This is a genomic window from Paracoccus sp. FO-3, from assembly GCF_006386455.1.
In the GTDB taxonomy this organism is placed as follows: domain Bacteria; phylum Pseudomonadota; class Alphaproteobacteria; order Rhodobacterales; family Rhodobacteraceae; genus Paracoccus; species Paracoccus versutus.
Window position 1 is genome coordinate 21841 of the sequence record NZ_VCBQ01000005.1, and the last position, 25497, is coordinate 47337.

Here is a 25497-nt window from a genome sequence, read left to right on the forward strand (position 1 = left end):
CCCGGCCGCAAAGGGGATGGTGCCTTTCACCGGATGCGCCCCCGCATCCCCTTTCTGGCGAAGAAGATGAACGAACATGATATTGCCGCGCCCTTGGCCGCGGCGCTGGCGGCCAAGGGCTATGCCAGCCTGACCTCGGTGCAGGAAGCGGCGCTCGCGCCCGAGGCGCGGGGTCGCGACGTGCTGGTCTCGGCCCAGACCGGCTCGGGCAAGACCGTGGCCTTCGGCCTGGCCATGGCCGGCGACATCCTTGCGGGCGACACCCTGCCCGACGCAGAGCAGCCGCTGGCGCTGGCCATCGCGCCCACGCGCGAGCTGGCCTTGCAGGTGGCGCGCGAGCTGGGCTGGCTTTACGAACAGGCGGGCGCGCGCATCGCCACCTGCGTCGGCGGCATGGACTATCGCACCGAGCGCCGGGCGCTGGAGCGCGGCGCCCATATCGTCGTCGGCACCCCCGGCCGCTTGCGCGACCATATCGAGCGCGGCTCGCTGGACCTGACCGCCCTGCGCGCCTGCGTGCTGGACGAGGCGGACGAGATGTTGGACCTGGGTTTCCGCGAGGATCTGGAGTTCATCCTGGGCAGCGCGCCCGAGGAACGGCGCACGCTGATGTTCTCGGCCACCGTGCCCCCGGCCATCGAGGCGCTGGCCCGCGACTTCCAGCGCGACGCGCTGCGCATCCAGGCCATGGGCGAGGCGCGCCAGCACGGCGACATCGACTATCGCGCCCTGTCGGTGACGACCCGCGACCGCGAGCATGCCATCTTCAACACCCTGCGCTTCTACGAGGCCAGCCGGGCGATCATCTTCTGCAAGACCCGCGCCAACGTGAACCACCTGCTGGCGCGCATGGGCAATCGCGGCTTCAAGGTGGTGGCGCTGTCGGGCGAGCTGTCCCAGCAGGAACGCAGCCACGCCCTGCAAGCGCTGCGCGACGGCCGGGCGCGGGTCTGCATCGCCACCGACGTGGCGGCGCGCGGCATCGACCTGCCGGGGCTGGAGCTGGTGATCCATGCCGACCTGCCGACCAATCCCGACACGCTGCTGCACCGTTCCGGCCGCACCGGCCGGGCTGGGGCCAAGGGCACCTCGGTGCTGATCGTGCCGGCGGCGGAATACAAGCGGGCGCAGCGCCTGCTCCAGCGCGCCAAGCTGGTCGCGGAATGGGGCAAGGCCCCCTCGGCCGACGAGGTGCAGGCCCGCGACGACGCGCGGATGCTGGACCATCCCGCCCTGGCCGAGGCGCCGGGCGACGAGGCGGGATTGGCCGCGGCGCTGCTCGACCGTTTCGGTGCCGAGCGTGTCGCCTCGGCCTTCGTGCGGCTGTGGCGCGAGGGGCGCCCGGCGCCCGAGGAACTGTCGGAAAACGTGGCACCCGCGCCTGCCGCGCCGCGCGAGCGGGGCGAGTTCGGGCCGGCAGTCTGGTTCCTGCTTTCGGTCGGCCATTCCGGCCGGGCCGAGGCGCGCTGGCTTTTGCCCAAGATCTGCGAGGCGGGCGGCATCACCCGCGACGCGATCGGCGCGATCCGGGTCAAGACCGACCAGACCTTCGTGCAGATCGCCGCGCCCGCCGCGCCGAATTTCGGCGAGCGGGTGGAGCTGGAGCCGGGCCTGACCATGCGCCGGATCGAGGGCGAGCCGGTTTTCGAGACCGGCCCCGTGCGCGACAGGCGGCCCGGCCGGCATGGGTATTTGGAGAACGGAGAAACATCCGACGCGCCCCTGCGGGACAGGAAGCCGCATCGCGGCCAGCCCGCGCGCCCCGCGTGGTCGGAAGATGGGCCCAGGTCCGAGCCGAAGCCCAAGCCGGCCCGGCGTCCGGCGCTGCTGGACCCGGAGCAGGTAAAGCCCGCCCCCCGTGCCGTGCCCGACCGCGACGCCGCGCCGGAAGCGGCGGCTGAAGCCCCGCGCAAGGCCCGCTGGAGCGCCGAGAAGAAGCAGGCGCACAAGGCCGCGCCGAAAACCGCTCCGCGTGCGGAGGGGAAATCGGCGGGCTTCAAGACACATGGCGGCGCGGCGCGCCACGACCGTCCCGCGCGTGGCGACGGCGCCGAGGCGCGTCCCCGGCGCGCCGCCGGCTTCAAGTCGCACAAGCCTGCGGCCGGCGGGTCGGGCAAGGGCGGCGACAGGCCCTTTCGCGCCGGGCCGAAGCCCGGCAAGCGCTAGGCCGCCGTCGCCAGCGCCAGCCCGTCCACCACCGCGGTGAACGCCCCCGCGCGCCGCAGCTGCGCGCCGGGGCAAAGCCGCAGCGCCTCGGCGGCGACGAAGCCCATCAGGCTGGAGCCGCCGACCAGGATCACGCTGCCCACCTGTCCGGGCGCGATGCCGGCCAGCCGCAGCGTTTCGGCCGCGGCTTGCGCGAGATCCCCGCGGCAATCCGACAGCGCCGCCTCCAGCGAGGCGGGCGAGATTTCCGGCGCCAGCCCTGGCTCGACGAAGCCCATGGCGATGCGCGCGCCCTCGCCGGCATTGGCGGCGATCTTGCCGCGCTCGACGGCAAAGGCCAGCTCATGGCCCAACTCCTCGTCCAGCACCGCGACCAGCCGGTCCATCGCCTTGCGGTCCACCGCCATGCGCGCCATCCCGGCGGCCATGCGCCGCGTCTCGGGCACGTAGAGAAAGGGGATCCTGGCCCAGGTCGCTAGGTCGACATAGATCGCATTCGGCACCGGCAGCAGCCCCGGCCCCATGGCGCGGCGCAGCTGCCCGCCGTGGCCCAGGGCCGGCATGGCATGGCAGAGCGAGACCTGCTGGTCGAAATCCGTGCCCCCCAGCCGGATGCCGTGATTGGCAAGGATCTGCACCCCCGCGCCGCTGCTGCGAAAGACCGAGAAATCCGAGGTGCCGCCGCCGATGTCGACGATCAGCCCGATCTCGCCCGCGCGGCCCAAGCCATGGCTGGCCAGCGCCGCCGCCTCGGGCTCGGGCAGGAAGGCGACCTCGTCGAAGCCGGCCGCCAGGTAGCAGCCGCGCAGGTCCGCCTCGGCCTGGGCGTCGCGGGCGGGGTCGTTCGAATGGAAATGCACCGGCCGGCCGGAAAGCGCGCGGCGAAAGCGCCGGCCCGCCGCCGCCTCGGCCCGCTCGCGCAGGGCGGCGAGGAAGGCGGCGACGATGTCGCAAAGCGTGCGGCGCTTGCCGGCGATCAGCCGCGATTCGTGGAAAAGCGCCGTCCCGAGCACGCTTTTCAGCGCCCGCATGTAGCGGCCCTCGGCGCCCTGGACCAGCGCCTCGGCCGCCGCCGCGCCGATGCGCATGGCGCCGCCCTGCGCCGGGAAGAAGACGGCGGTCGGCAGGGTCTCGGCCCCCGGCTCGATGGCGATGCGCCGGGGCCGGCCGTCGTGCAGGATCGCGGCGGCCGAGTTCGAGGTTCCGAAATCGATGGCAAGCCTGTCGTCCAGCATCCCCGTGCCCCTGTCCGCAAAGCCCGCGCTGCTAGCCTTTTGCGGGGCCGGGCGCAAGTGCAACCGGCCGGAAGGGGTGCGGTCAGGCGCGATGCGCCCGCCAATGGTCGATGCCGGCCTGCGCCACCGCCTGGTCCTGCGCGGGCGTTCCCGAGGATACGCCGATGCCGCCGACGGTCTGGCCGTCGTGATCGACCGGCAGGCCGCCGCCCACCACCATCAGCCGCCCGCCGATGGCCGAGGAGATGCCCCAGGCCGGGGCGCCCGGCTGGCTGGCGGCGCCGTATTCATGCGTGGCCTTGCGCGCGGCGGCGGCGGTGAAGGCCTTGTCGATGGCGATGGTCGCCGACGTGACCTTGCCGCCGTCCATGCGGCAAAAGGCCAGGAGCTGGCCGCTTTCGTCGGTGACGGCGATGCACATGGGCACGCCGATCTCGCGGGCATGGGCCTCGGCGCCGGCGATCAGCAGGCGGGCATCGGCCTGGTCCAGTCGGGTGATGGTCAGCATGGTTTCTCCTCCTCCTTGTCGAAAATCGTTCACTCGGCCGGCGCGCCGCCGCTGTGCTGCGGGCCGGGCCGGTGCAGGGCGCCGCGGTAGCTGGCCGGCGACAGGCGCAGCGCCAGCGCGCAGACCGCAAGCACGGCCGCCAGATGCAGCGCCCAGCCGAGGGTGAAGCTGCCGGTCAGGTCGTGCAGCAGCGCCAGGATCCAGGGCGGGATCGCGGCCAGCAGGAAGCCTCCGCCCTGCATCAGCGCCGCCAGCGCCCCGGCCTGGGCGGGATCGGGCAGGTGGTCCAGCGCCACGATCATCATCAGCGAAAAGCAGCCGCCAAGCCCGGCGCCCAGCAGGAAGGCAATGGGATAGGGCGCGGCCTCGGGGCGCAGGACCAGCATGGCGAAGCCGAGCGCCTGCATGGCCAGGCAGATCCCCAGCCAGGGCCGCCGGTCGCTGCCGCGGCTGGCCAGGACCGGCGTCGCCAGCGCCGAGACCGCCTGTCCCACCGCCAGCACCGCCAGCAGCCCGCCGCTGGCACCCGCCGACCAGCCCAGATCCTGGAACGCAGGCGCAAGCCAGGCGACGGACGAGGAATAGCCGCCGTTGATCAGCCCGAAACAGGCCATCAGCAGCCAGACCCGCGGCAGGCGCAGCCAGTGCCACAACCCCTGCCGGCTGCCCTGCGGCGCGCGCGCCTCGGGCGGCAGGGCCAGCGCCACCAGCAGCGCGGTCAGCGCGGCGGGCAGCGCCAGCCAGCCAAGCGCCAGCCGCCAGCTGCCCGACCAGGCGGCGATCAGCGGTGCGGCCTGCGCGCCAAAGGCGCCGCCGCCCATCATCATCGCGGCGTAAAGCCCCATGGCCAGGTTGATGCCGCGCGGGAATTCGCGCTTGATGATGGTGGGGAACACCGCCTGAACCACCGCCGCGCCCGCGCCCAGCAGCACGGCCGAGCCCAGCATGTCCAGCGCCGAATGCGCCCACAGCCGCAGGCCCGAGCCCAGGCCCAGCACCAGCAGCGCCAGCACGGCGGCGCGTTTCGCCCCCAGCCGCGCCTGGATCTCCGGCCCCAGGAAGGCACCCGCCCCCATCAGCAGGATCGGCAGCAGCGTCAGCGCCGAAAGGCCCTGCATGGTCAGGCCGGTCTCGGCCGAGATCGGCGCCGCCAACGGGCCGACCCCGGTCAGGAAGGGCCGCAGCGCCAGCCCGACCAGGGCCACCACGGCCAGCATCAGCGGCTGCCGGTTCGTCACGCCTGGTCCTGCCGTGCCTTCCAGCCTGCATATAGGTCGCCCGCGCCCTGGGGCCGCACGGGCAGGTAGCGAATGGCGATGGATTGCTGTTCCAGGGGCCTTGCCATCTCTTCGTAGAGCGCGGCCGTGGACAGGCCATAGGGCGCGCCGTCCTGGTTCGAATAGGCGTAATGCACATCGGCGACGCCCGCCAGCCGCATGGCGGCCAGGCACATCGGGCAGGGCTGGCCGCTGGCATAGACCGCGCAGCCGGCAAGATCGGGCGAGCCCAGCCGCAGCGCGGCAGCGCGCAGCGCCACCAGCTCGGCATGGGCGGTCGGGTCGTGGGTGGCGACGGTTTCGTTGACGCCGGTGGCCAGCACCTCGCCGCCCCGCACCACCACCGCGCCAAAGGGCCGCCCGCCCGCCTGCGCGTTGCGATGCGCCAGCATCACCGCCTGTTCCAGATAGTGCCTCGCCTTGTCGGTCATCGCCTTTCCCCTCATCTTGCGCCGGCGGCAACCAGCCGGGCCGCGATCGCGTCGAAGCCCATGCGGCGGGCATGGGCCAGCGCCGAGACCCCCTCGCCATCGGGCAGGTTCACATCGGCCCCGGCCGCGACCAGCAGGTCGACGACCTGCTGCTGGCGCGGGCCGCCATCGCCCAGGATGATCGCCTCCAGCAGCGCGGTCCAGCCCAGCCGGTTGACGTGATCGACCTCGACTCCGGCCTGGATCAGCCGGCGGACGGTCTCGACATGGCCGCGCTCGGCCGCCGGGATCAGCGCCGTGCCGCCGAAGCGGTTGGTGCTGGCCAGGTCGGCGCCATGGGCCAGCGTCAGCTCCAGGATCTCCAGATGCCCGCGCGCCCCGGCATAAAGATAGGGGCTGTCCTCGATGGCATCCCTGGCGTTCACGTCGGCGCCGGCCTCGACCAGAGCCCGCGCCGCCTCGACCCGGTTGGCATGGGTCGCCACCAGCAAGGGCGTGCGCCCCTTGGCGTCGCGCGGGTCCACGGGCACGCCGCGGGCCAGAAGCGCGCGGATGGCCGCGGCATCGCCATCGGCCGCGGCGGTGAACAGGGCGGTCTCTGGCATGGTCTGTGCCTGGACGGGCAAGGGGCTGGAGGCGCCCAGGACGAATGCGAACAGGATCGCCAGAAGCTTGTGCATGGCCTGCCTTGCTGTTGCGATTGGACCCGGCGCCGGCGGCGCGATCCCAAGCGGCCGCAGGGATCGGTTTCGCAAAGGGTATCGCGGCGGCGCAGCGAAAATAATCTCGAATATCCGAATGCTGTTTCAATATTTCGTGGAAAATAACCGCCCGAACCGCGGCCAAAGGGCCTTGCGGCGCGCGGCCGCCTGGCTTTATCGGCCAAGGACCGCGGAGCCGCGCGGCCGATGGGCTATACGCCGGACGTGCATTGTGGCTTGATGGGTCAATCTGAAATTGCCGGAGACGCGCGATGGCATCCGTCCTCATCAACCTTGTGATCTTTGCCGCGCTGATCGTCGTGCTGGTCCGCCTGCAGGGCGGGCAGCTGACGCTGTCGGTGCGGGTCTTCATCGCCCTTGTCCTGGGCACGCTGTTCGGGATCGGGCTGCAACTCGTCCATGGCACCGGCGCGCCGGCGCTGCAAACTACGATCGACTGGATCAACGTGGTGGGCAACGGCTATGTGCAGCTGTTGCAGATGGTGGTGATGCCGCTGGTCTTCGCGGCGATCCTCAGCGCGGTGGCGCGGCTGCACGACGCCTCGGCGCTCGGCCGGATCTCGGTGCTGACCCTGGGCACGCTGCTTGGCACCACCGCGATCGCGGCCTTCGTCGGCGTGGTCATGTCGCTGGCCTTCGGCCTCACCGCCGAGGGCCTGGCCCAGGGCGCGGCCGAGACCGCCCGGCTGACCGCGCTCGAGACCACCTATGCCCCGCGCGTCGCCGACCTGACGGTGCCGCAGCTGCTGTTGTCCTTCATCCCCAGGAACCCCTTTGCCGAGCTGACCGGGGCGAACCCGACCTCGATCATCGCGGTGGTGGTCTTTGCCGCCTTCCTCGGCGTCGCCGCCATCCGCCTGCTGCGCCGCGATCCCGAAAAGGGCCGCAGCCTGCTGAACCTGATCGACATCCTGCAGGCCTGGATCGGCCAGCTGGTGCGGCTGATCATGGTGCTGACCCCCTATGGCGTCATGGCGCTGATGACCAAGATGGCGGCGACCTCGAACGCGGCCGACATCCTGAACCTGGGCAAGTTCGTCGTCGCCTCCTACCTGGGCCTCGCGATCATGTTCGGGGTGCATGCCGTGCTGCTGACGCTGACCGGGGTGAACCCGCTGACCTTCTTTCGCAAGATCGTCCCGGCGCTGACCTTCGCCTTCTCCAGCCGCTCCAGCGCCGCGACCATCCCCCTCAATGTCGAGATCCAGACCCGCCGGCTGGGCGTGCCGCAGACCATCGCGTCCTTCTCGGCCTCCTTCGGGGCGACCATCGGCCAGAACGGCTGCGCCGGGCTCTATCCGGCGATGCTGGCGGTGATGGTGGCGCCGACGGTCGGCATCAACCCGCTGGACCCGGCCTGGATCATGACGCTGCTGGCCATCGTCACGCTGTCCTCGGCCGGGGTCGCGGGCGTGGGCGGCGGCGCCACCATGGCGGCGCTGATCGTGCTGCCGGCCATGGGCCTGCCGGTGACGCTGGTGGCGCTGCTGATCTCGGTCGAGCCGCTGATCGACATGGGGCGCACGGCGCTCAACGTCTCGGGCTCGATGACGGCAGGCACGGTCACCTCGCAGATCCTCGGCCAGACCGACAAGGCCGTCCTGCAAAGCCGGGAAGAGCGCGGCCTGCAAAACGCCTGACGACATCCCGGCGCCGCCCGCAGACGCTGCGCCGGACTTCTTCGTTCCCCAAATACCCATGCGACGGCGCGCGCTGTCGCCGGTTCAGCCGAATGCGTCCCGCACCGGGCTTTTCGACAGCGCCACCAGCTTCTCGCGCAGCCGCAGCGCCAAGGGCGACAGCGGCCGGCGCTTCAGGTCCAGGAGGTAATAGGGCGAGACGCGGATCTCATGCGGCACCTGCAGCATGGCGAAGCCCGCCCCGACCGGCGGCCGGATCAGCAGCTCCGCCACCTCCTCGGACATCGGCGCCACCGCGTCGCTTTGCGCCAGATAGGCGATGGTCAGCAGCAGCGAGGGGCTGTTGACGATGTTCTTCGGCTCGGACAGGCCGACATCGGCAAAGGCCGCCAGCGCCGCCTCGCGGATCGGCGCGCCGCGCTGCTGCATGATCCATTCCTGCCCGGCCAGTTCGGTCAGCGTGACCGGGGCGGCGCGGCCCAGCGGGTGGCTCGACCGCACGAGGAAGGCCACCTTCTCGTCCCGCATCGGCAGGATGTTGAAATCCTGGCTGTCGAATTCCGGCAGGATGCGGGCCAGGACGAAATCCATCTCTCCGGCCGCCAGGTGCAGCAGCAACTCGCGCGAGGGCATGACGTCCACGGTGATGTCGGCATCCGGCGCGCCCTGCTTGATCTCGCGGATGGCCGAGACCAGGTAGCTGACCGCCGGCCCCGTCACCGCCCCCACCCGCAGCGCGCCGCCGAAGCCCTCGCGCAGCGCCTGCACCTCCGAGGCCATGCTGAACATCTCGCGCAGGATGACGCGGGCGCGGCGCAGCACGGCGCGGCCGATCTCGGTCGGCTCCATGCCCTTGGGCTGGCGCAGGAACAGCTGCGCGCCGACCTGGTTCTCGATCTCGGCCAGCATGCGCGATGCGGCAGGCTGGGTCATGCCGACCCGCTCGGCCGCCAGCTGCAGCTGGCCGGTTTCGGCGATCTGCTGGATCAGCCGCAATTGCGCGGGCTTCAGCATCAGGCGGGCAGGGGGTAATGACATGACGATTCCGATATGCAGACTGCAGGCGATGTAATTTTACCATTATGTCGTTTCATGGCTAGATCAAGCGCAACCGCCAGGCTGCGCGGCGCCGCCTGGCCGATCTGCGCGGGGGACCATGCCATGTTTCTGTCGCAATTGCTTTTGCCGGGTGGCGGGCGCGGGGTTGCCTTGCGCGAAGGCGATGCCGCGCATCTGGTTCCGGGGGCCGAGAGCACCCGCGACCTGGCGCAGGCCGCCATCGCTGCCGGCCGCGGGCTGGCCGAGGAGGCTGCGCGCCGCGGCCGCGGCGCGCCGGTCGACCTGGCCCAGGCCCTGGCCGAGGGGCGGGTGCTGCCGCCCGTCGACCATCCCGACCCCGCGCATCTGCACCTGACCGGCACCGGGCTGACGCATCTGGGCTCGGCCGCGACGCGGGATGCGATGCATGGCGCACCCGATGCGGGCGAGCTGACCGACAGCATGAAGATGTTCCGCATGGGGCTCGAGGGCGGCAAGCCGCGTCCGGGCGAGGCGGGTGTGCAGCCCGAATGGTTCTACAAGGGCAACGGCCATGCCGCCGTGGCGCCGGGCGCGCCGCTTGCCTCGCCCGCCTTCGCGCTCGACGCGGGCGAAGAGCCCGAGATCGCCGGGCTCTACCTCATCGGCCCCGACGGCACGCCCTTTCGCCTGGGCTTTGCGCTTGGCAACGAGTTCTCGGACCATGTGACCGAACGGGGCAACTACCTCTGGCTCGCCCATTCCAAGCTGCGCCCGGCCAGCTTCGGCCCCGAGATGCTGCTGGGCGCGCTGCCGCAGCATGTCGAGGGCAGCAGCCGCATCCTGCGCGACGGGGCGGTGCTTTGGGAAAGGCCCTTCCTGTCGGGCGAGGCGAACATGAGCCACAGCATCGCCAACCTGGAACACCATCATTTCAAATATGCGCTGTTCCGCCAGCCGGGCGACGTGCATGTGCATTTCTTCGGCACGGCGACGCTGTCCTTTGCCGACGGCGTCCATGCCCGGCCGGGCGACGTGTTCCAGATCGAGGCCCCCGCGCTCGGCCTGCCGCTGCGCAACCCGCTGGTCCAGCTGCCCAACGATGCGGCGCCGGTCGCCGTCGCCACTCTCTAGAGGTCGCCCATGTCGTCCAGCACCCCGTCCTTTACCCCCGCCCCATGGCCGCGCAAGCTGCGCTCGCAGCATTGGTATGGCGGCAATTCGCGCGACACGATCTATCACCGCGGCTGGATGAAGAACCAGGGCTATCCGCATGACCTGTTCGACGGCCGCCCGGTGATCGGCATCCTGAACACCTGGTCGGACCTGACGCCCTGCAACGGCCACCTGCGCGAACTGGCGGAAAAGGTGAAGGCGGGCGTGTGGGAGGCCGGCGGCTTTCCGGTCGAGGTGCCGGTGTTCTCGGCCAGCGAGAACACCTTCCGCCCGACCGCGATGATGTTTCGCAACCTCGCGGCGCTGGCCATCGAAGAGACGATCCGCGGCCAGCCCATCGACGGGGCGGTGCTGCTGGTGGGCTGCGACAAGACCACGCCCAGCCTGCTGATGGCGGCGGCCTCGACCGACATTCCCTCGATCGTCGTCACCGGCGGGCCGATGCTGAACGGCTGGTTCCGGGGCGAGCGCATCGGCTCGGGCACGCATCTGTGGAAGTTTTCCGAGGCGGTGAAGGCCGGCGAGATGACCCAGGCCGAGTTCCTCGAGGCCGAGGCGAGCATGTCGCGCTCATCCGGGACCTGCAACACCATGGGCACCGCCTCGACCATGGCCAGCATGGCCGAGGCGCTGGGGATGGCGCTGTCGGGCAATGCCGCGATCCCGGCGGTGGATTCGCGCCGCCGCACCATGGCGCAGCTGTCGGGCCGGCGCATCGTGCAGATGGTCAAGGACGACCTGAAGCCCAGCGACATCCTGACCAAGCAGGCCTTCGAGAACGCGATCCGCACCAATGGCGCCATCGGCGGCTCGACCAACGCAGTGGTGCATCTGCTGGCGCTGGCCGGCCGGGTCGGGGTCGATGTGACGCTGGCGGACTGGGACCGGCTGGGGCGCGACGTCAAGACCATCGTGAACCTGATGCCCTCGGGGAAATACCTGATGGAGGAGTTCTTCCATGCCGGCGGCCTGCCGGTGGTCATCAAGCGGCTGGGCGAGGCCGGGCAGCTTCACAAGGACGCGCTGACCGTCAGCGGCGCCACGATCTGGGACGAGGTCAAGGAGGTGGTGAACTGGAACGAGGAGGTGATCCTGCCCGCCGACCGGCCGCTGACCGACCAGGGCGGCATCGCCGTGCTGCGCGGCAACCTGGCGCCGAACGGGGCGGTGCTGAAGCCCTCGGCCGCCAGCCCGCACCTGATGGTGCATCGCGGCCGGGCGGTCGTCTTCGAGGACATCGACGACTACAAGGCCAGGATCGGGGACGAGGCGCTGGACATCGACGAGACCTGCGTCATGGTGCTGAAGAACTGCGGGCCCAGGGGCTATCCCGGCATGGCCGAGGTCGGCAACATGGGCCTGCCGCCCAAGGTGCTGCGCAAGGGCATCACCGACATGGTGCGGGTGTCCGATGCGCGCATGTCGGGCACCGCCTATGGCACCGTGGTCCTGCACACCTCGCCCGAGGCGGCGGCGGGCGGGCCGCTGGCCGTGGTGCGCGACGGCGACATGATCGCGCTCGACGTGCCGAACCGCCGGCTGCACCTGGACATTTCGGACGCGGAACTGGCGGCGCGGCTGGCCGAATGGCGGCCGCTGCCCGACCAGCCCGCCAGCGGCTATGCCTGGCTGCACCAGCAGCATGTCATGGGCGCGGATACCGGCGCGGACCTGGATTTCCTGCGCGGCTGCCGCGGCAACCCGGTCGGAAAGGACAGCCACTGATGCGGATCGCGCTCGTCGGCATCGGCAAGATCGCGCTGGACCAGCACGTCCCGGCGCTGGCGGCCAGCCCCGACTGGGAACTGGCAGCGACCGTCAGCCGGCATGGAAGGGTCGAGGGGGTCGAGGGTTTTGCGCGCATCGAGGACATGCTGGAGGCCCGCCCCGATATCGGCGCGGTCAGCCTGTGCCTGCCGCCCGTGCCGCGCTTTCAGGCGGCGCAGGCGGTCTTGCGCGCCGGCCGGCACCTGATGCTGGAAAAGCCGCCCGGCGCGACGCTCTCCGAAGTCCATATCCTGCGTGACCTGGCGCAGGCGCAGGGCGTGACGCTGTATGCCAGCTGGCATTCGCGCATGGCCCATGCGGTGGCGGCGGCCAAGGCCTGGCTGGCCGGCCGCGTGATCCACGAGGGCCGGATCACCTGGCGCGAGGACGTGCGCAAATGGCATCCCGGCCAGGACTGGATCTTTCAGGCCGGCGGCATGGGCGTCTTCGACCCCGGCATCAACGCGCTGTCGATCCTGACCGAGATCCTGCCGATGCCGGTGCATGTCACCGCGGCCGAGCTGGACTTCCCGCAGAACCGCCAGGCCCCCATCGCCGCGCGGCTGAACCTGTCGCATGGGATCGCGGCCGATTTCGACTTCCGCCAGCAGGGCCCGCAGACCTGGGACATGGAGTTCCAGACCGACGCCGGCCAGCTGGCGCTGCGCCTGGGCGGCAACCTGCTGGAGATCGACGGCCACCCGGCGACGGGCGAGGCCAGCATCATGGGCGAATACCCGGCGCTCTACGCCCGCATGGCGGCGCTGGTGCGCAAGGGCGCCTCCGACGTCGACCTCTCCCCCATGGTCCTGACCGCCGACGCCTTTACCCTCGGCAGCCGCCGGATCGTCGAGCCCTTCGTTTTCTAGTAGGCCGCTGAAAAAAGGGTTTTGACGGGGCCCCGTGGCGGAATTCGTTCTGGATTCGGCGGCGACCGGCCTGAAAACCGGGCATTTTCGGCAGGATTGAGGCGACTTTCCCGGTTCCCGGCCCAAGCTCTCCTGTCGCACGCAGCAGCCTGCCAGGGGCCGGCGCCGGCACGGCGAAACCGCCGGCTAGCGCTTTCTCTGTTCCCCAAATACTCCCCGCCGGAGGCAGCGGCCAAGGGCCGCTTTCCGGGCTCAGGCGAGTTCCAGGTTCAGGCTTTTCTCGAAGGCGGTGCGATAAAGCTGCGACAGCTCGGCCAGGGGCGCGGCATCGCCGCCAAGGACCACCGTCTCGCCGCCGAAGCTGCCGGCCGTCGCCAGCGGCACGCCGGCCGCCGCGGCCGCATCGGCCAGCTTGGCCGCGTTCCCGGCGGTGCAGGCGACCAGGTAGCGCGCCTGGTCCTCGCCGAAAAGCTGGGCGATCCCGGCGCTGTCCAGCGTCACGCCCAGGCCTGCCGCCTCGGCCAGTTCGAAGGCCGCCAGCGCCAGCCCGCCATCCGACAGGTCGGCCGCGGCCCGGACCAGCCCGCCATGCGCGCGCAGGAATTCGCCATTGCGGCGCTCGGCGGCCAGGTCCACGGGCGGCGCGTCGCCGGCCTCGATGCCGAAGGCCTCGGCGGCCAGCGCCGACTGGCCCAGGTGGCCCCGCGTCTCGCCGATGACCAGCGCCAGGTCGCCCTCGGCCGGCAGGCCGGCGATCAGCCCGTCCAGGTCGGCGATCAGCCCGACGCCGCCGATGGTGGGCGTGGGCAGGATGCCCTTGCCGTCGGTCTCGTTGTAAAGCGAGACGTTGCCCGAGACGATGGGGAAATCCAGCGCCGCGCAGGCCTCGCCGATGCCCTTGATGGCGCCGACCAGCTGGCCCATGATCTCGGGCTTTTCCGGGTTGCCGAAGTTCAGGTTGTCGGTGGTGGCCAGCGGCAGGGCGCCGCAGGCGGTCAGGTTGCGGTAAGCCTCGGCCACCGCCTGCTTGCCGCCCTCATAGGGGTTCGCCCGGACATAGCGCGGCGTCACGTCGCTGGTGAAGGCCAGCGCCTTCTTCGTGCCATGCACCCGCACCACCCCGGCGCCCAGGCCGGGGCGGCGGATGGTATCGGCGCCGACCTGGGTGTCGTATTGTTCCCAGACCCAGCCCTTGTGGGCGTAGCTGGGGCTGCCGATCAGCGCCTTCAGCGCCGCGATCGGGGCAAGGGCGGGCAGGGCGGGCATCTCGGGAGCGGCAGGCGTTTCCACCCAGGGGCGGTCGTATTCCGGCGCGCTGGAGGAAAGCTTGGACAGCGGCAGGTCGGCCTTGACCTCGTTGCCGTGGACGATCAGGAAACGGTCCTCGGCGATGGTCTCGCCGACGATGGCGAAGTCCAGGTCCCATTTCTCGAAGATCGCCCGCGCCTCGGCCTCCTTCTCGGGCTTCAGCACCATGAGCATGCGTTCCTGCGACTCGGACAGCATCATCTCATAGGCGGTCATGGCGGTTTCGCGCTGCGGTACGGCGTCCAGCACCAGCTTGATGCCCAGGCCCCCCTTGTCGCCCATCTCGACCGCCGAGCAGGTCAGCCCGGCCGCGCCCATGTCCTGGATCGAGATCACGCTGTCGGTCTGCATCAGCTCCAGGCAGGCTTCCAGCAGGCATTTCTCGGTAAAGGGGTCGCCGACCTGCACGGTCGGGCGCTTTTCCTCGATGGTGTCGTCGAACTCGGCCGAGGCCATGGTGGCACCGCCGACGCCGTCGCGCCCGGTCTTGGCGCCCAGGTAGACCACCGGCATGCCCACGCCCGAGGCGGCCGAATAGAAGATCTTGTCGCTGTCGGCCAGGCCCGCGGCAAAGGCGTTCACCAGGCAGTTGCCGTCATAGCTGCGGTGAAAGCGCACCTCGCCGCCCACGTTCGGCACGCCGAAGGCATTGCCATAGGCGCCGATCCCCTCGACCACGCCCTTGACCAGATGCGCGGTCTTGGGATGCTCGGGCCGGCCGAAGGACAACGCGTCCATGGCGGCGATGGGGCGGGCGCCCATCGTGAAGACGTCGCGCAGGATGCCGCCGACGCCGGTCGCGGCGCCCTGGTGCGGTTCGATATAGCTGGGGTGGTTGTGGCTCTCCATCTTGAAGACCACGGCCTGGCCGTCGCCGATGTCCACGACGCCCGCGTTCTCGCCCGGACCGCAGATCACCTGCGGGCCGGTGGTCGGCAGGGTGCGCAGCCATTTCTTGGACGACTTGTAGGAGCAATGCTCGTTCCACATGGCCGAGAAGATGCCGAGTTCGGTGAAGCTCGGCTCGCGACCGATGATCTCGAGGATGCGCTGGTATTCGTCGGGCTTGAGCCCGTGCGCGGCGATCAGTTCCTCGGTGATCTGCGGTTCGTTCATGTCCTGGCGCCTTTCCCCCGGTTTTGCGGCCTTTTAAGCGGCGGCGAAGGGTTAGGAAAGGGGCCCGCGCGCGGGGCCGGGAAAAACCGCGGCCGGCGGGGCAAAAAAAAAGCCGGGCATGAAGCCCGGCTCAAGTCCAACAGGGAGGTTGAAGGTGATGAGAGTTTCCTCAAACCATCGCCTTCGAGATCGGAAATATGTGCAGTCGGCGAACGGTTCAAGGATCATTTCCGCATTGCAGCACATGCCCGATATGCATTCTGCGAATGCCTCGGGCAAAGCCGTGCGGCATCTGCCCGTTTCGCGCTCATCCCGCGGAGGGGTCGGCGGCCTGTTCCTCGGTCTGCTGGCGGCGCAGGGACTGGATCTCCTCCAGCACGAAATCGCGGAAGGCGGCGACGCGGCGCGAGGCGCGCAATTCCTCGGGGAAGGCCAGGAAGACCGGCACCTCGCCCGACTGGATGTCGGGCAACACGCGGGTCAGGCTGGGGAAATCCGACGACAGGTAATCCGGCAGGACGCCGATGCCGACATGGTTCAGCACGCCTTGCAGCACGCCGAAGTAATTGTTCACCATCAGGGTCGAGCTGACGTTGCGCGCCAGCAGCATCTGCGACAGCACCGCGCCCGAGCTGACCTGCGGCGTCTGCGGGTTCTGGCAGATCAGCCGGTGCGGCCCCAGATCCTCCAGCGTCTCGGGGGTGCCGGCCTTGGCCAGATATTCCGGCGTGGCATAAAGCCGCATGCGAATGTTCAGCAGCCGGCGGCGGATCAGATCCTGCTGGTTCGGCTCTTTCATGCGGATGGCCACGTCGGCCTCGCGCATGGGCAGGTCCAGCACGCGTTCTTCCAGCATCAGGTCGATCTTGAGATCGGGATAGCGATCGTAAAGCTTGGCCAGCCGCGGCACCAGCCACATGGTGCCGAAGCCGGTGGTGGTCGTGACCTTGAGTTCGCCGAAGACGCTTTCCTCGCTGTCGCGGATGCGGGCGGCGGTGGTGTCGAGCTTGCGGACCATGGAAGAGGTCGCCTCGAACAGCAGTTCCCCCTGTTCGGTCAGGATCAGCCCGCGGGCATGACGGTGAAAAAGGGTGGTGCCCAGCGAATCCTCCAGCGCGCGGATCTGGCGGCTGACGGCGGACTGGGACAGGTGCAAAACATCGCCCGCGTGGGTCAGGCTGCCCGCGTCGGCGACGGCGTGAAATATTCTTAACTTATCCCAGTCCATAACAGTGCTTTCTTGCGGCATCAGCCATGCAATCCGTGCAACCCTTATCACAGAAGGTTAGCGGAACAAGCCTGCAAAACGCCAAGAAAACCCTTTCTCGGACAGTGTTGCTTACCCACAATGCGCAGCGAATGGCCACCCGGCGAGCAGGGGCAGGCCAGGCCTGTGCAAATCCCGTCCGGGGTGCCGATTCGGACCGGCGAAACGTCACGCGCTTTTGAACTGCGCCGGGTGGTCTGGGGCAGGGTCCGGGCGGGTGCCCCCGACCGGGCGCGGGACCGGGCCGCGCGACCTTCTGCCGCAAGGGCGGCCCGCCGCTGCCGCCCCTGCGTCCCGCCGGCAGGGGAATCGGCCGGGAAAACCCGTGCTGGGGCGGCCCCAAAGGCCTTGCCTCGCCGCACTCCCCGGCCCGGCGGCGGGGTGACATAAATCATGGCATTCCGGCGCGGCGCATCCTAAAAAAGGCCATTCGCGAGCAGGAGGCTAGTCATGGCGGTGGGCGTATTCGATTCGGGTCTGGGCGGGCTGACTGTTCTGGCCGCCATCGCCGCCCGGATGCCCGACCTGCCGCTGGTCTATCTGGGCGACAATGCCCATACCCCCTATGGCGTGCGCGACGCCGAGGACATCTTCGGCCTGACCTGCGCCGGGGTCGAGCGGCTTTGGGCCGAGGGCTGCGATCTGGTGATCCTGGCCTGCAACACCGCCTCAGCCGCCGCGCTCAAGCGCATGCAGGAGACCTGGCTGCCCGCGGATAAGCGCGTGCTGGGGGTCTTCGTGCCGATGATCGAGGCACTGACCGAGCGCGGCTGGGGCGACAATTCGCCCCCGCGCGAGGTGGCGGTGAAGCATGTGGCGCTGTTCGCCACGCCCGCCACCGTGGCAAGCCGCGCCTTCCAGCGCGAGCTGGCCTTTCGCGCCATCGGCGTCGATGTCGAGGCCCAGCCCTGCGGCGGCGTCGTCGATGCCATCGAGATGGGCGACGAGATCCTGGCCGAGGCGCTGGTGACATCCCATGTCGAGGCGCTGTTGCGCCGGATGCCGCATCCCGAGGCGGCGATCCTGGGCTGCACGCATTACCCGCTGGTGCAGGCCGCCTTCCAGAAGGCGCTGGGGCCGGGGGTCAAGGTCTATTCCCAGCCCGACCTGGTCGCCGAAAGCCTTGATGACTATCTTGAGCGCCATCCTGAAATGCTGGGCGCGGGCACCCGTTCGCGCTTCCTGACCACGGGCGATCCCGAGCGCGTCTCGGGCAAGGCCACGCAATTCCTCCGCCATCCGATCAGGTTCGAAAGCGCCTGAACAAGGAAAGCTTGCAACATGAAGTCATTGAAGAAAAGACGCCGGATCCAGATCCTGATAGCCGCCGCCGTGGCCCTTGTGCTGGCCGTCGGGCTGATCGGCTACGGGTTTCGCGACGGCATCAACCTTTACCGCTCGCCCAGCCAGATGACCGAGAACCCGCCCGAGGTGGGCGAGGTGTTCCGCCTGGGCGGCCTGGTCGAGGACGGCAGCCTGGTGCGCGGCGCCAGCGAGACGGTGACCTTCCGCGTGACCGACGGCGGCGCCACCATCCCGGTGCGCTTTACCGGCGTGCTGCCCGACCTGTTCTCGGAAGGCCAGGGCATGATCGGCACCGGGCGAATGGAGGGCGAGACCTTCGTCGCCTCGGAAATCCTGGCCAAGCACGACGAGAACTACATGCCGCGCGAAGTCATGGATTCGCTGAAGGAGCAGGGCGTCTACCAGGAGCCGAACTCCTGACGCAACGCGCGCCCGGTTAACGGCCGGTTAACCGGATTTCTCCAGCCTTGGTCCGCTTCAGGATTGGGGGCTGGACATGAAGACAGTAACGCAGATCGCGGCCGAGATCGTCGCGCGTGAGGGGGGCTACGTCAACGACCCCGACGATCCGGGCGGGGCGACGAAATTCGGCGTCACGCTGGCGACCCTGCAGCGGCTGGGGATCGACAAGACCGGCGACGGGCGGGTCGACGTGGCGGATGTCAGGGCGTTGACCCGCGCCGATGCCGAGCGCATCTTCGTCGAGCATTATTTCCGCCGCCCGCGGCTGGCGGAACTGCCGGTCTCGGTGCAGGCCTCGGTCTTCGACATGTATGTCAATGCCGGTGCCAATGCGGTGAAGATCCTGCAACGGCTGGCCACGCGCATGGGCTTTGCGGCCACGGACGACGGCGTGGTCGGGCCGCGCACCATCCAGGCTGCGCAGCAGGCCGATGCGGCGGCGCCGGGCTATTTCGCCGATGCCTACGGGATCGCGCGGCGCAACTATTACTACGCATTGGGCGATGCGCGCCCGGCCAGCCGCAAATACGCCCGCACCAGAACGGGGGGCAAGGGCGGCTGGATCCTGCGGGCCGAGGAGTTCATCTCGGCCAAGTATCACCTGACGGCGGCCGAGCATCGGGCGAGGGTGGCGAAATGGGGCTGATGGACCGTTTCCTGGGCGCCAGCGGCGCCGTCACCACCGTCGCCAATGCCGCGACCGGCGTGGCCGAGGTGTTCCGCGAGAACGCGACGCGGCGCATGGAACTGGACGAAGAGGCCTATGCCCGCGCCATCGCCCAGCTTTCCGGCGAGTTCGCCGCCCAGCCGTGTGGTTGGTTCGACGCGATGATGAACGGGCTGAACCGGCTGCCGCGGCCGCTGATGACGCTGGGGACGGTGGGGCTGTTCACCTATGCCATGGCCGATCCCGAGGGTTTCGGCCTGCGGATGGAGAACCTGAACCTGGTGCCCGAGCCGCTCTGGTGGCTGCTGGGCGCCATCATCAGCTTCTATTTCGGCGCGCGAGAGGCGCATTACTTTCGCAGCCGGCCCATGCTGCCCGTCCCGCCGCGCAAGGCAGGCGCCGAGGACGCGCCGGCCGCATCCCAGGCGCCGCTGATGACGGCCGAGCCCTTCGAGGACAACCCGGCCCTGCGGGATTGGGCCGCGGCCGGCGCGGCGCGCTAGCGATGCTGTGACAATCTGGCAGGTGCGGGGGGCTGGTTTGCCGCCCGCACCGCGGCTATCCTGCGGCGCAGCCACCCCCGGAGGAAGCCCATGATCGCTGAACTTGGCCATTTTGCACTGATCCTGGCCTTTGTCGTGGCCCTGTTCCAGATGGTCGTGCCGATGATCGGTGCCAGCAAGGGCTGGAGCGGCTGGATCGACTCCGCCCGCCCTGCCGCGCTGGCGCAGTTCGGGCTGGTCGGCATTTCCTTCGCGGCGCTGACCATGGCCTTCGTGACCTCGGATTTCTCGGTCGCGCTGGTCTACCAGAACTCGCACACCGCCAAGCCGATGATCTACAAGATCAGCGGCGTCTGGGGCAACCACGAGGGCTCGATGCTGCTGTGGGTGCTGATCGTGGCGCTGTTCGGCGCCATGGCGGCCGTCTTCGACGCCAACCTGCCGCCCAAGCTGCGGGCGCGGGTGCTGTCGGTGCAGGCCTCGATCGGCGCGGCCTTCCTGGCCTTCACCCTGTTCACCTCGAACCCCTTCCTGCGCATGGAAAGCCCGCCCTTCGACGGGCGCGACCTGAACCCGCTGCTGCAGGATCCGGGCCTCGCCTTCCATCCGCCCTTCCTTTACCTCGGCTATGTCGGGCTCAGCATGGCCTTCAGCTTTGCCGTCGCCGCGCTGATCGAGGGGCGGGTCGATGCCGCTTGGGCGCGCTGGGTCCGGCCCTGGACGCTGGCGGCCTGGGTGTTCCTGACCATCGGCATCGCGCTGGGGTCCTGGTGGGCCTATTACGAGCTGGGCTGGGGCGGCTTCTGGTTCTGGGATCCGGTGGAAAACGCCAGCTTCATGCCCTGGCTGATCGCCGCCGCGCTGCTGCATTCCGCCATCGTGGTGGAAAAGCGCGAGGTGCTGAAAAGCTGGACCATCCTGCTGGCGATCATGGCCTTCGGCTTTTCGCTGATCGGCACCTTCATCGTGCGCTCGGGCGTCATCACCTCGGTCCACAGCTTCGCCAGCGATCCGCAGCGCGGCGTGTTCATCCTGGCGATCCTGGCCTTCTTCGTCGGCGGCGCGCTGCTGCTTTACACCTTCCGCGCCGCCTCGATGCAGGCGCGGGGCGCCTTCGCCCCCGTCTCGCGCGAGGGGGCGCTGGTCCTGAACAACATCCTGCTGGCGGTCTCGACCTTCGTGGTCTTCATCGGCACGGTCTGGCCGCTGGTGGCCGAGATGCTGTGGGACCGCAGGCTGTCGGTCGGCGCGCCCTTCTTCGAACAGGCCTTCACGCCCTTCATGGTGGCGCTGGCGATCATCCTGCCGGTCGGCGCCATCCTGCCGTGGAAGCGCGGCAGGCTGAAGCGCGCGCTTTACCCGCTGCGCGGCGCGCTGGTCTTTGCCGGGGCGGTGATGGCGCTGGTCTTTGCCGTCTCGACCGGCCATTCGGCGCTGGCGGTGATCGGCGCGGGCCTGGGCGCCTGGCTGGTCGCGGGCGCGGCCGCCGACCTGTGGCTGCGCACCGGCAATTCCGGCCTTGCGCGCCTGCGCCGGCTGCCGCGCGCCGATTGGGGCAAGGCCGTGGCCCATTCCGGGCTGGGCGTCACCTTCATTGGCATCAGCCTGCTGATGGCCTGGCAGGTCGAGGACATCCGCGTGGCCCGGATCGGCGAGACCTTTACCGTCGCCGGCTACGACATCACCCTGGACAGCGTCGAAGAGCGTCCGGGCCCCAACTACAACTCGATCATCGCCGCGATGAGCGTCGATCGCGACGGGCGGCAGGTCGCACTGCTGCATCCCGAAAAGCGGGTCTATCCGGTGCAATCCATGCCCACGACCGAGGCGGCGATCCAGAACGGGCTGTTCCGCGACCTCTACCTGGTCATCGGCGACGAGCAGCAGGACGGCGGCTGGGCGGTGCGGGTCTATATCAAGCCCTTCGCCAGCTGGATCTGGCTGGGTTCGGCGCTGATGGCGCTTGGCGGCTTCATCAGCCTGTCGGACCGGCGCTATCGCGTCGCCGCCGGTGCCCGCCATGCCCGCGTCGCGCCCCAGCCGGCGGAGTAGCCCATGCGCGCCCTGATCCTGTGCCTGTCGCTGCTGCTTGCGCTGCCCGCCCTGGCCGTCCAGCCCGACGAAGTGCTGTCCGACCCGGCGCTGGAGGCGCGGGCGCGCGAGATCTCCAAGACCCTGCGCTGCCCGGTCTGCCAGGGCGAGACCATCGACGAATCGAATGCCGCCATCAGCCGCGATCTGCGGCTTTACCTGCGCGAGCGCCTGGTCGCCGGCGACAGCGACGGCGAGGCGGTGCAGGCCATCGCCGACCGTTTCGGCGAATATGTCCTGTTCGAGCCGCCGGCGCGCGGGGCGAACTGGCTGCTTTACCTGGCCGGGCCGGTCATGGCGCTGCTGGCGCTGCTGGTGGGCTGGCGCTTCATCCGCTCGCGCGGCCTGGCCGAGGAAGGGCCGGCCAAGCTCAGCGACGAGGAAAAGGCCCGGCTGGAGCGGATCCTGCGCGACTGACGCAGGGTCGGGGCTTTCCCGCCGCGCCCCGCCCCGGCAGGATGGCCGAAACCGGGGGAGGGGCAGGATGAGCTTTCAGACCATCGAATTCACGCATCGAGACGGCATCGCAAGGCTGGCGCTGAACCGGCCCGACGTGGTCAACGCGCTCAACCGCGCCATGCGGGCCGAGATCGTCGCGGCGCTGACGGACCTGCCGCCGGGCACGCGCTGCGTGGTGCTGACCGGGAACGGGCGCGGCTTCTGCTCGGGCCAGGATCTGACCGATGCCACCGGCGGGTTCGACGTGGAAACCATTCTGCGCGAGGAATACGAGCCGATGCTGGCCGCCATCTCGGACGCGCCGGTGCCGGTGATCGCCGCGGTGAACGGCATCGCGGCGGGGGCGGGGGCCAACCTGGCGCTGGCCGCCGATGTGGTCATCGCCGCGGAAAGCGCCAGTTTCGTGCAGGCGTTCAGCCGGATCGGCCTGATCCCGGATGCGGGCGGGACGTTCATCGTGCCGCGTTCGGTCGGGGTGCCGCGCGCCATGGGGATGATGCTCTTCGCCGACCGCATCCCGGCGGCGAAGGCGGCGGAATGGGGGCTGATCTGGGAGGCGGTGCCGGACGCCGAGTTCGAAACCGTGGTGGCCGCGCGGGCCCAAGCCCTGGCCCAGGGGCCGACCGCGGCCTTCCTGGCGATCCGGCAGGCCCTGCGCGCCTCGGGCGGCAACGACATGGCCGGGCAGTTGCGGCTGGAGGCTAGGCTGCAAGGCGACATGGCCCGCACGGCGGATTTCGCCGAGGGCGTCGCCGCCTTCCTGGAAAAGCGCGCGCCCCGCTTCAACGGGCGCTGAATCGGGGGGCTGAGCCCGCCTAGCCGATGCGCTTGAAGCGCGGCACCCCCAGGCGGTTGTCGAAGAAGGGCACCGTCGGCGGCGGGGCCAGCGGCCCGTCGCCGGCCCCGGCCAGCAGGCTTGCCACCTCGGCCAGCACCACCTCGGTGATGAAGGGCAGGTCCAGCGCCCGCGCCTCGGGCAGGGGCACCCAATGCAGATGCGAAAGCTCATCGCAGGCGGCGCTGAAATCGTGGCGGTCGCCGTGCAGCCGCTCGGCGTCCAGCAGCAGGAAGCGCGCGTCGAAGCGGCGGGGCCGGCCGGGCGGGGTGATGGCGCGGAACATGTAGATCAGCGCCGAGGCATCCGGCGCCAGCCCGGCGCCGGCGTAATGGTCCCAGCCCTCGGGCGCGGGGCCGGGGGGGCCGGTCAGCAGGCCGGTTTCCTCGGCCAGTTCGCGCAGGGCGGCGGCGGCCAGCGCCAGGGGCGTGACCTGTGATCCGTTGCGCGGCTCGGCCGCCAGCAGCGCCGAGGTCCGGGGCGGCAGTTCGCCGGCCAGGCGCACCTGCGCATCGCCCGCATCCACCGCGCCGCCGGGAAAGACGTATTTCGAAGGCATGAACACGGCCGAAGCCCCGCGCTGCCCCATCAGCACCGAAGGCCCGCCCTGGGCGTTGCGGTCCAGCACGATGACGGTGGCGGCATCGCGGATCGGCTGCTCGGCGGCGTCGCGCGTCGGGGCGGGGGTTCCGGCCATGGTGCTCACGACGCGGCGGCCTCGATCGCGGCAGGCTCGATCGAGGCGGGCTCGGCGCCGAAGCCATGCATCCGGCGCGCCCATTGGAAGCCGATCATCCCGCCCTTGATCCGCGGCAGCAACAGCAGCGACAGCACCACCGCGCCCAGGCCGAAGCCGATCAGCATGGCCATGGCCGAGGGGCGATACATCATGAAGATCGCCAGCAGCAGCGGCGCACCCAGATGCGAGACCAGCAGGATGGTCAGATAGGCCGGGCCGTCGTCGGCGCGCTGGTGGTGCAGTTCCTCGTGGCAATGCGGGCAGGTGGGGCTGACCGACAGATAGCCCCGAAACAGCCGGCCCTGCCCGCAAGAGGGGCAGCGCCCAAGCGCGCCGCGCAGCATGGCCGGCTTGACGGGACGTTCGGGCAGGGCGGTGTCGGAATAGGCATGAGGCATGGGCGCGTTCCTTTCCTGTTCCGCCTTTATCTAGGGGATGCGGCCCATAAAGAAAAGCGCGCCGTAAGTCGGGAATTGCCGCGACAAAGGGACGCAGCGGCAATCAGGCCGCAATTCCGGGCGCGGCCATGACGATTCGATTGCGCCCCGAGGACTTGGCATTGAGCAGCGCGCGGTCGGCGCTGGCCAGCAGCGCCTCGGGGTCCAGCGGCAGCAGATGCGGGGCGCCCTGGCCGGTGGCCACGCCGACCGAGATGGTGACGCCCAGCTCGGCGTTCTGGCAACCCTGCGGCAGGGCGACCGGCGCGGCCATCACCGCGCGGCGCAGATCCTCGGCCACGCGGCGGGCGGCGCGGGCCGGGCAATCGGGCAGGACGGCCAGGAACTCCTCGCCGCCGAAACGGGCGAGCAGCGCGCCCTCGGGCAGGGTGGCGGCCAGGCGGGCGGCGATCTCGGCCAGCACGGCGTCGCCGGCTGGATGGCCGTGGATGTCGTTCACCTGCTTGAAGCGGTCCAGGTCCAGCAGCATGACGGCCAGGTCGCCCTGGCGTTCCTGCATCTCGGCCGCCAGTTCGCCCAGGCGAGGCAGGGCAAAGCGGCGGTTGTGCAGCCCGGTCAGCGGATCGGTCATCGCCCAGCGCATGTTGCGCTGGGTCTCGTGCCGGCGGCGGTCGGCCTCGTGCTTGCGGGCCAGCTGGGCCTGCAGGCGCATCGCCGTCTCGGGCGCCGCATCGGGGCGGGCCAGATCCCAGGGCAGCACGTCGCCGGCGCCAAGATCCAGCGCCACCGGCATCATCTCGGCCCGTTCGGGGCGCAGCGCCACCACCACCGCCGCCTCGCGCGAGCGTGGGCGCGAGCGCAGTTCCGACAGCAGCCGCAGCCCGTCGCCGGGTTGCTGGATGTCGGCGGCGATCAGGTAGAGATCGGCGACCCGGCTGGATGCCGCCTCGGCCAGCGCATGTTCGGGTTCGTGGACCGCGATGGCGAAGTCCACCCGGTCGCGCAGGGCGTGCCGCCAGCCCAGCGCCGTGGCAGTCCGGTCGGCGACGAAGACCGCGCGCGGGCGGTTGTCCGCGGCAAAGCCCGCCGCCGCCTCGGCCATGCCGGGGGCGGGATGATCGAGCCCGCCGTATTCATGCCGCATCAGCCCGCGAATGCGCGCAAGCAGCGTCAACTCGTCGCTGCATGCGTCGATCAGCGCCGCCGCGCCCGCCCGCAGCGCCGCCACCCGATCCGTGCCGCTGGCCTGGACCAGGACCGGCAGGTCGGCGGCCCAGGGCTGGGCGCGCAGCGCGCTGCACAGCGCGGCCCCGTCCATGTCGGGCAGGCTGGCGCCGACCAGCACGATCTGCGGATGGATCAGCCGCGCGATGCGCAGGGCCTCGGCCCCCGAGGTGGCGGTCGTGACCTCGTAGCAGGCCGAGGACAACCGCACCTTCATGGTGATGCGATTCGTCGGCACGCCGTCAACGACAAGAATGCGCCCTGCCATGGTTACGCCTGCTTTACACCCCGAGCCCAGAGCCGCATCTTGCGCGG

General features: G+C 70.2%; 23 protein-coding genes. 12 read left to right on the plus strand and 11 right to left on the minus strand.

Going from position 1 to position 25497, the window contains the following annotated elements:
* The first annotated feature begins 66 nt into the window (after window positions 1-66).
* Window positions 67-2166, plus strand: coding sequence for a DEAD/DEAH box helicase (locus FE811_RS02140; protein ID WP_116221668.1), 2100 nt, complete (start codon window positions 67-69; stop codon window positions 2164-2166).
* Here FE811_RS02140 and FE811_RS02145 read toward each other — a convergent pair.
* The 5 genes from FE811_RS02145 to FE811_RS02165 form a co-directional block, all read right to left on the minus strand.
* Window positions 2163-3401, minus strand: a complete 1239-nt coding sequence (locus FE811_RS02145; protein ID WP_116220702.1) for an Hsp70 family protein — start codon at window positions 3399-3401, stop codon at window positions 2163-2165. The two genes, FE811_RS02140 and FE811_RS02145, sit on opposite strands and share 4 nt — an antisense overlap.
* Window positions 3402-3483: 82 nt before the next feature.
* A complete protein-coding gene (locus FE811_RS02150) occupies window positions 3484-3909 on the minus strand; it encodes a heme-binding protein (RefSeq protein WP_072463759.1) in 426 nt (141 codons plus the stop codon).
* Window positions 3910-3938: 29 nt separating this feature from the next.
* On the minus strand, window positions 3939-5147 hold the full coding sequence (locus FE811_RS02155; RefSeq protein WP_244294878.1) for an MFS transporter: 1209 nt from the start codon (window positions 5145-5147) through the stop codon (window positions 3939-3941).
* Window positions 5144-5617, minus strand: coding sequence for a nucleoside deaminase (locus tag FE811_RS02160; RefSeq protein WP_116220703.1), 474 nt, complete (start codon window positions 5615-5617; stop codon window positions 5144-5146). Before FE811_RS02160 ends, FE811_RS02155 begins: the two co-directional genes overlap by 4 nt.
* A gap of 11 nt (window positions 5618-5628) precedes the next feature.
* Window positions 5629-6297: an ankyrin repeat domain-containing protein gene (locus FE811_RS02165; RefSeq protein WP_116220704.1), complete on the minus strand. Its 669-nt coding sequence runs from the start codon at window positions 6295-6297 to the stop codon at window positions 5629-5631.
* 293 nt (window positions 6298-6590) lie between these two features.
* Between FE811_RS02165 and FE811_RS02170 the strand changes: the two genes are divergently transcribed.
* Window positions 6591-7979: an L-cystine transporter gene (locus FE811_RS02170; RefSeq protein WP_072463756.1), complete on the plus strand. Its 1389-nt coding sequence runs from the start codon at window positions 6591-6593 to the stop codon at window positions 7977-7979.
* Window positions 7980-8063: 84 nt separating this feature from the next.
* On the opposite strand, the gene FE811_RS02175 is transcribed toward FE811_RS02170, so the two are convergent.
* Complete coding sequence (locus tag FE811_RS02175; RefSeq protein WP_036759231.1) at window positions 8064-9017, minus strand: LysR family transcriptional regulator; 954 nt, start codon at window positions 9015-9017, stop codon at window positions 8064-8066.
* 54 nt (window positions 9018-9071) lie between these two features.
* Between FE811_RS02175 and araD1 the strand changes: the two genes are divergently transcribed.
* The 3 genes from araD1 to FE811_RS02190 are packed head-to-tail and all read left to right on the plus strand — an operon-like array spanning window position 9072 to window position 12808.
* Window positions 9072-10130: an AraD1 family protein gene (araD1, locus tag FE811_RS02180; RefSeq protein WP_276330400.1), complete on the plus strand. Its 1059-nt coding sequence runs from the start codon at window positions 9072-9074 to the stop codon at window positions 10128-10130.
* Between the two features lie 9 nt (window positions 10131-10139).
* Window positions 10140-11897, plus strand: a complete 1758-nt coding sequence (araD, locus tag FE811_RS02185; RefSeq protein ID WP_116220706.1) for an L-arabinonate dehydratase — start codon at window positions 10140-10142, stop codon at window positions 11895-11897.
* Entirely contained in the window at window positions 11897-12808 is a 912-nt protein-coding gene (locus FE811_RS02190) for a Gfo/Idh/MocA family protein (protein ID WP_116220707.1), read from the plus strand. The genes araD and FE811_RS02190 overlap by 1 nt, the downstream gene beginning before the upstream one ends.
* 252 nt (window positions 12809-13060) lie before the next feature.
* Here FE811_RS02190 and purL read toward each other — a convergent pair whose 3' ends face one another.
* Together purL and FE811_RS02200 are read right to left on the minus strand one after the other, a co-directional pair.
* Window positions 13061-15232: a phosphoribosylformylglycinamidine synthase subunit PurL gene (gene purL, locus FE811_RS02195; protein ID WP_116220708.1), complete on the minus strand. Its 2172-nt coding sequence runs from the start codon at window positions 15230-15232 to the stop codon at window positions 13061-13063.
* Window positions 15233-15539: 307 nt separating this feature from the next.
* Complete coding sequence (locus FE811_RS02200) at window positions 15540-16460, minus strand: LysR family transcriptional regulator (protein WP_140846489.1); 921 nt, start codon at window positions 16458-16460, stop codon at window positions 15540-15542.
* Between the two features lie 489 nt (window positions 16461-16949).
* Between FE811_RS02200 and FE811_RS02205 the strand changes: the two genes are divergently transcribed.
* The 7 genes from FE811_RS02205 to FE811_RS02235 all read left to right on the plus strand — a co-directional run bounded on the left by FE811_RS02205 (window position 16950) and on the right by FE811_RS02235 (window position 22782).
* Window positions 16950-17762: a glutamate racemase gene (locus FE811_RS02205; RefSeq protein WP_036756470.1), complete on the plus strand. Its 813-nt coding sequence runs from the start codon at window positions 16950-16952 to the stop codon at window positions 17760-17762.
* Between the two features lie 18 nt (window positions 17763-17780).
* On the plus strand, window positions 17781-18224 hold the full coding sequence (gene ccmE / locus FE811_RS02210) for a cytochrome c maturation protein CcmE (protein WP_036756472.1): 444 nt from the start codon (window positions 17781-17783) through the stop codon (window positions 18222-18224).
* A gap of 76 nt (window positions 18225-18300) precedes the next feature.
* Window positions 18301-18912: a holin-associated N-acetylmuramidase gene (locus FE811_RS02215; RefSeq protein ID WP_116220710.1), complete on the plus strand. Its 612-nt coding sequence runs from the start codon at window positions 18301-18303 to the stop codon at window positions 18910-18912.
* Window positions 18903-19436 (plus strand): holin family protein, encoded by a 534-nt coding sequence (locus tag FE811_RS02220; protein WP_243785851.1) that lies wholly within the window; start codon window positions 18903-18905, stop codon window positions 19434-19436. The genes FE811_RS02215 and FE811_RS02220 overlap by 10 nt, the downstream gene beginning before the upstream one ends.
* Before the next feature lie 90 nt (window positions 19437-19526).
* Window positions 19527-21488 carry a heme lyase CcmF/NrfE family subunit gene (locus FE811_RS02225; RefSeq protein WP_036756478.1) on the plus strand — a complete coding sequence of 654 codons (1962 nt, stop codon included), beginning with the start codon at window positions 19527-19529 and terminating at the stop codon, window positions 21486-21488.
* A 3-nt stretch (window positions 21489-21491) separates the two neighbouring features.
* Entirely contained in the window at window positions 21492-21944 is a 453-nt protein-coding gene (locus FE811_RS02230; RefSeq protein ID WP_116220711.1) for a cytochrome c-type biogenesis protein, read from the plus strand.
* A 67-nt stretch (window positions 21945-22011) separates the two neighbouring features.
* Window positions 22012-22782, plus strand: coding sequence for an enoyl-CoA hydratase-related protein (locus FE811_RS02235; RefSeq protein WP_036756483.1), 771 nt, complete (start codon window positions 22012-22014; stop codon window positions 22780-22782).
* A gap of 19 nt (window positions 22783-22801) precedes the next feature.
* On the opposite strand, the gene FE811_RS02240 is transcribed toward FE811_RS02235, so the two are convergent.
* From FE811_RS02240 to FE811_RS02250, 3 genes are all read right to left on the minus strand, one after another.
* Window positions 22802-23518: a DNA mismatch repair protein MutT gene (locus FE811_RS02240; protein WP_116220712.1), complete on the minus strand. Its 717-nt coding sequence runs from the start codon at window positions 23516-23518 to the stop codon at window positions 22802-22804.
* Between the two features lie 5 nt (window positions 23519-23523).
* Window positions 23524-23958 (minus strand): DUF983 domain-containing protein, encoded by a 435-nt coding sequence (locus tag FE811_RS02245; protein ID WP_036756488.1) that lies wholly within the window; start codon window positions 23956-23958, stop codon window positions 23524-23526.
* Window positions 23959-24061: 103 nt separating this feature from the next.
* Window positions 24062-25450: a diguanylate cyclase gene (locus FE811_RS02250; RefSeq protein WP_116220713.1), complete on the minus strand. Its 1389-nt coding sequence runs from the start codon at window positions 25448-25450 to the stop codon at window positions 24062-24064.
* Between the last annotated feature and the right edge of the window lie 47 nt (window positions 25451-25497).

What these genes read in the sequence shown, in the direction of transcription:
- FE811_RS02190 (WP_116220707.1), top strand. Translation starts at nt 11,897, where the DNA reads ATGCGGATCGCGCTCGTCGGCATCGGCAAGATCGCGCTGGACCAGCAC.
- FE811_RS02220 (WP_243785851.1), top strand. Translation starts at nt 18,903, where the DNA reads ATGGGGCTGATGGACCGTTTCCTGGGCGCCAGCGGCGCCGTCACCACC.
- FE811_RS02160 (WP_116220703.1), bottom strand. Translation starts at nt 5,617, where the DNA reads ATGACCGACAAGGCGAGGCACTATCTGGAACAGGCGGTGATGCTGGCG.
- FE811_RS02245 (WP_036756488.1), bottom strand. Translation starts at nt 23,958, where the DNA reads ATGCCTCATGCCTATTCCGACACCGCCCTGCCCGAACGTCCCGTCAAG.
- ccmE (WP_036756472.1), top strand. Translation starts at nt 17,781, where the DNA reads ATGAAGTCATTGAAGAAAAGACGCCGGATCCAGATCCTGATAGCCGCC.
- FE811_RS02240 (WP_116220712.1), bottom strand. Translation starts at nt 23,518, where the DNA reads ATGGCCGGAACCCCCGCCCCGACGCGCGACGCCGCCGAGCAGCCGATC.
- FE811_RS02150 (WP_072463759.1), bottom strand. Translation starts at nt 3,909, where the DNA reads ATGCTGACCATCACCCGACTGGACCAGGCCGATGCCCGCCTGCTGATC.
- FE811_RS02225 (WP_036756478.1), top strand. Translation starts at nt 19,527, where the DNA reads ATGATCGCTGAACTTGGCCATTTTGCACTGATCCTGGCCTTTGTCGTG.
- FE811_RS02230 (WP_116220711.1), top strand. Translation starts at nt 21,492, where the DNA reads ATGCGCGCCCTGATCCTGTGCCTGTCGCTGCTGCTTGCGCTGCCCGCC.
- FE811_RS02205 (WP_036756470.1), top strand. Translation starts at nt 16,950, where the DNA reads ATGGCGGTGGGCGTATTCGATTCGGGTCTGGGCGGGCTGACTGTTCTG.
- purL (WP_116220708.1), bottom strand. Translation starts at nt 15,232, where the DNA reads ATGAACGAACCGCAGATCACCGAGGAACTGATCGCCGCGCACGGGCTC.
- FE811_RS02250 (WP_116220713.1), bottom strand. Translation starts at nt 25,450, where the DNA reads ATGGCAGGGCGCATTCTTGTCGTTGACGGCGTGCCGACGAATCGCATC.
- FE811_RS02170 (WP_072463756.1), top strand. Translation starts at nt 6,591, where the DNA reads ATGGCATCCGTCCTCATCAACCTTGTGATCTTTGCCGCGCTGATCGTC.
- FE811_RS02165 (WP_116220704.1), bottom strand. Translation starts at nt 6,297, where the DNA reads ATGCACAAGCTTCTGGCGATCCTGTTCGCATTCGTCCTGGGCGCCTCC.
- FE811_RS02145 (WP_116220702.1), bottom strand. Translation starts at nt 3,401, where the DNA reads ATGCTGGACGACAGGCTTGCCATCGATTTCGGAACCTCGAACTCGGCC.
- FE811_RS02215 (WP_116220710.1), top strand. Translation starts at nt 18,301, where the DNA reads ATGAAGACAGTAACGCAGATCGCGGCCGAGATCGTCGCGCGTGAGGGG.
- FE811_RS02235 (WP_036756483.1), top strand. Translation starts at nt 22,012, where the DNA reads ATGAGCTTTCAGACCATCGAATTCACGCATCGAGACGGCATCGCAAGG.
- FE811_RS02200 (WP_140846489.1), bottom strand. Translation starts at nt 16,460, where the DNA reads ATGGACTGGGATAAGTTAAGAATATTTCACGCCGTCGCCGACGCGGGC.
- FE811_RS02175 (WP_036759231.1), bottom strand. Translation starts at nt 9,017, where the DNA reads ATGTCATTACCCCCTGCCCGCCTGATGCTGAAGCCCGCGCAATTGCGG.
- araD1 (WP_276330400.1), top strand. Translation starts at nt 9,072, where the DNA reads ATGGCTAGATCAAGCGCAACCGCCAGGCTGCGCGGCGCCGCCTGGCCG.
- FE811_RS02140 (WP_116221668.1), top strand. Translation starts at nt 67, where the DNA reads ATGAACGAACATGATATTGCCGCGCCCTTGGCCGCGGCGCTGGCGGCC.
- araD (WP_116220706.1), top strand. Translation starts at nt 10,140, where the DNA reads ATGTCGTCCAGCACCCCGTCCTTTACCCCCGCCCCATGGCCGCGCAAG.